The following is a 4,422-nucleotide window of genomic DNA, read 5'->3' on the forward strand; positions in this document are numbered from 1 at the left end:
ATAGAGGGGGGCTTTAAGGTTCAACGGAGACGATGGGTTGTAGAACGAACATTTGGATGGCTTAGTAGAAATAGAAGGCTATCAAAAGAATACGACTTGCTTTGTTCTTCTACAGAGAATAACATTTACATGTCACTTAACAGACTACTCTTGCGCAGATTCTTTCCTCCTAATTAATTTGCGGATAAGCTCTAACACCTTCTGTATTTTCTTTCCCCCTACTGCTTTAAGAAATTTTGTAGCACCATCACTCTATGAAACAAAGCTTTTTTAGTGTACCCCTAAAATTTTATTTCTCCAAGATCGAAGACACCTTTGATCTCAACTCTGATACCTAATATTGTACTTCCCTCTCTATTCTTACGCAAGAGCACGTATTTGTGTTATCCTGCGTTGGCCGTACTTAACTCGACATAAGGAGCAATTACTTCACGATCTTGAAAAGGAATAGCCTGGTCTCCTATCCACTGAACAGTTTCATGACCTTTTCCTGCTACTAACAGAATATGTCCTTGGCGTAGCTTGAAAATTCCTGCCTTTATTGCACTGCTACGACATCGAATACGCTGCGCTCTAGGGCATCCTTGTTGAATGGCATCCAAAATTTTTTCTGGATCTTCAGTGCGAGGATTATCGTCTGTAATAATGACCCAGTCCGCATAGCGTTGCGCAATTGCTCCCATAGATTTACGTTTTGCTCTATCGCGTTCACCGCCACATCCAAAAACAACTCCTAATCGTACTGGATTTAAAGTGCGCAATACCTGCAACACATGGGACAACGCATCGGGAGTATGAGCATAATCAATATAAATCCTCCCCCCTAAAGAGGTATTTCCCACCCACTCTAATCGTCCAGGCGGAACTTGAACGTCCCCAGAAGCTAATGCCTGAAAGGCATCATCAAGATTACCTCCCAACAAATAAAATGCGCCCAAAGCTGCGGTAAAATTTCCACACTGAAACGCGCCAATCCAGGGAACTGCTCCGTTCCATGAATAACTATCAATGCGAATCGACACCTGGGTATGCGTATTATTTTGTGCTTGAATATCGTATTCCGCCCATAAGTCCGTAGCGTTTCCTACTCCATACTGCAAAGGATTTCCAGAAATTCCCTGGGGATTCATAGAAAAGCTTTTTTGATAGACTTCTGTGTGTACTAACCATGCAGTTCGGCTTAAAGCCCCTAAAGAAGCCTTGGCTTCCCAATAGTTTTTCATAGTAGTGTGATAATCTAAATGATCCCGGGAAAAACTTGTCCAAATTCCCACATCCACTGCATCTTCAGGAATTCTGCCCTGATGAAGCCCATGACTGCTGGCCTCGCATGCAAAATATTGAACATCTTGCTCTGAGCTTTTATGTAACGCACAACAAAACGTTAAGTAATCCGCAGTATTGATAGTTGAAACAGGAAAATCAACTACAGGAACCCCTTGCATCCCTAAAGTACCCATGGAAACCCAACGTACGCCGGAGGAATGCCATAACTGAGATAAGAATGACACCGTAGAAGTTTTTCCGTTCGTTCCTGTAACCGCACATTTTAATAAAGGACGCTGGGGATAAAATAATCGGCCCAATATTTCCAGAGTATTTTTTGGAAAATTTTGAACAATACACACCTTACTGGAATGCTCAGAATGGTGAAAGCAGCGGTACTCAGGTCCCCAAGCTAATACAACTATCGTTCCCGTTCTCCATGCGAGTTGGGCAATTTCTTCTACTGTGTACCGTATACTGGGTACTGCCCAAAACAATACATCCGGTCCACCACGATGAGAATGCATGGAAACATGAGAAAATTCTCCTTGTATTTTTCCTAAATCTACTTTCAATACTTGAGAAATTGTTTCTAAAGAAATTTTTCGAAGCGTCATCACGAAGCTTCTTCTGGTGTTTGCGTACATAGAGATAATGCGTGAACTCGATATCCAGTCTCTCCTTGAAGTGCGCTGTATACTTGACGATGTCGTTGTATAAGGGATACATCTTTAAACAGCGCCGTTATAATATGCACTGAAAGGTGCTGATCGTCTTTTCGGGTGTCCGTTACTGTAACCAATGCCCCAGGAAAAGCTTGAATTAACTGCTGATGGACCCAAACTACATTGGTTACAGAAGAATCCGTTGTAAAATTCATCAAAATTACTCCTTATTTTTCATCTATACCACAAATAGATTCATTCTAAAAATAAAAAATTTCTAGCAATACTTCCCTAAATATACTTTTTGGTAATACTGACTCAAACACACCAAAAGTAGACCACTTTTTGGACTATTTAATCAGTCAGTAGATGCATTCTCACTGAAAAGATTATGACAAACACTCATGTACCCCTTCCTTAATCTGAAAAGATAATACTTGAGAACGGCTAGGGCCTCCAAGACCGATTCCTAAACGTGCTGCAATATTACGATAGTGCAGATTAGGCGGATACACCGCATTGGTAATATTCTCTCCTCCTAGAATTATATTGGTTTCTAGATCTAACACTGAAAAAGATTCAGGAGAAAAATCCCCACACAATAAAAATGGACTATCTGTATTATAATTAAGCCCACATCCCAACTGAAGCTTTAGCTCCATCAACTGAAACCTCATCCCAATACACATACCTTTCATGGAATCTACCACACGCAAAACTGTATTATGCAGCTCATCAAAATCTTGCATTTCCAACATAGAAAACGCCATCAAGTGGGTCTCGTTTAACAGGCGTCCAGTGCCTATATGAATATATTCTATAATAGGGCGTGGAAAAACATAATTTGCTTGTACGTTGAACTCTTTAGCCACCACTGAAGACGCAGAACAAATAACCCGCACATCAAAGGCCAACGGAAGTGTTGTATGCATTAACGATTGACGCATATTCAACATACGAATAAAATGAGTTGGAATGTTGAGTTGCTGTAACTTGGAGAAAAAAAAACCAGAAACTCTATGATTAATTACCCCTTTCCCTGGAAGTTCTATCTCTTTTCCAGAAATAGGACAAGCAATAATATCCGTAAAGTAGTGAAAACATTCTGTTTCTTTAGAAGTAGCGTAAACAATACGTCCTGGATTTTGACTGATGATTTTTTTTTCCATATATCGTTGTGTACAATGCTCTGAATTACAGTTTATTGTACTCTTTTAAAAAAAATAAGCAACCTATAGAAACCTTCTATTCATCATCTCAAAACACACAACTAAAACAGTTCAACCACACTCTATAGTCAATAAGAGATAAAAAGAAGGAATTAAGATGAAAAAATAAATGATAGGAATTTTTTTACAAGACGATGAGACCATAATTTTTAGCGGCTCCTTTTATCTATGTATAGCTTTATATTTTATTCTTTTATCCTCAAATTGATTAGATACTTTCTTGTTTTGAATCTTAGATTCAATTATCTTGAATGAGTTACACAACCATGGTAACACATACAGAGAAAATGTTTAAAAGTCCATAAAAAATAATTAAAAAAAAGACTAATAAATTCTCTGAGTAAAAAAAAAGTATCAAATATATTTCAAGTACGCAGAAATACATTCAGTAGATAGCGTAATAGTAATGCGAAGACTAGCGTGAGGGATAGGTGTCAATTAAGTGCAGAATATGCTGTAGCAGTATTAAAGAAGCTAGCATTTAGCGGCGATAAAAAACTATTTTCCTCTGAGGAACTAAAGTAAGAAAAGCGCGATGAATATTTAGAATTCATAAAATAAATGTCTAAATAAAGCCTTGTATATACTTATAAAAGTGGTATTAATATGGCAAGTTATGAAAAAAAGAATTGGGTAAAAAAGTGAGTAACTGACTACCACGCTTCTTACCAAGCAATTTTTCACTTCTCTTACCCCACTTTCTATCTTTACAAATCCTTATCTCTATACCCTTCTCATAACTCTATACAAGTCTTTCAGGCGCTATATCAGTAGACCTCTTCGGAAACTCTCATTGTTCTAATTCCATGGTATAGACCCCTGCAATGAGCGTGAATCTCAGCCCAAATCTTTTACGCCTGTTTCTGTATGTATCAGAGAGGATCTTGAAGCGTTTGAGTATCCCAATACCATTTTCATTCATTACCCGCTCGCTGGAAAGCTCTCTATTTTTCCTTTTTTCTTCTTGCATTAGCGGATTTTTCTTACCCTTCTTTTTTGGAATGTCAGTTCTACTATGGAGTGTTTTCAAGCCTTGATATCCTGTCTCCGTAATACCCTTAATTTTAGGATGAATATGAGTTTTTGATTCTTTAAAACCCCTGGAATCATGACGCTTGCCCTTTGAAAAAGCCGTGCATATACCTTCTTGAGTTACTACACCTTGAGTGTTTAAGGGGTGTTTTTTCTTTTTCCCTGAGTAGTATGCTTTTGTCTTTTTTTGGGCGCTCTATTGGGGGGCTTGATAAGCGTTCCCTCTATCC

General features: G+C 38.3%; 4 protein-coding genes and 1 pseudogene. 1 reads left to right on the forward strand and 4 read right to left on the reverse strand.

What is annotated here, in order from left to right:
* On the forward strand, nt 1–177 hold a 177-nt coding region (locus tag HCUR_RS07460), incomplete at its 5' end, for a transposase (protein WP_165780873.1).
* A 206-nt stretch (nt 178–383) separates the two neighbouring features.
* On the opposite strand, the gene HCUR_RS07465 is transcribed toward HCUR_RS07460, so the two are convergent.
* From HCUR_RS07465 to HCUR_RS08905, 4 genes and pseudogenes are all read right to left on the reverse strand, one after another.
* On the reverse strand, nt 384–1,883 hold the full coding sequence (locus tag HCUR_RS07465; RefSeq protein ID WP_165780874.1) for a Mur ligase family protein: 1,500 nt from the start codon (nt 1,881–1,883) through the stop codon (nt 384–386).
* Entirely contained in the window at nt 1,883–2,146 is a 264-nt protein-coding gene (locus HCUR_RS07470) for a BolA/IbaG family iron-sulfur metabolism protein (protein ID WP_104207445.1), read from the reverse strand. The genes HCUR_RS07465 and HCUR_RS07470 overlap by 1 nt, the downstream gene beginning before the upstream one ends.
* 174 nt (nt 2,147–2,320) lie before the next feature.
* Entirely contained in the window at nt 2,321–3,100 is a 780-nt protein-coding gene (locus HCUR_RS07475) for a phosphoribosylaminoimidazolesuccinocarboxamide synthase (protein WP_104207446.1), read from the reverse strand.
* Between the two features lie 850 nt (nt 3,101–3,950).
* Nucleotides 3,951–4,395: pseudogene (locus HCUR_RS08905) on the reverse strand (transposase family protein); the annotation flags it as partial.
* Nucleotides 4,396–4,422: the final 27 nt, after the last annotated feature.

The sequence above is a fragment of the Holospora curviuscula genome (assembly GCF_002930195.1).
GTDB lineage: Bacteria > Pseudomonadota > Alphaproteobacteria > Holosporales > Holosporaceae > Holospora > Holospora curviuscula.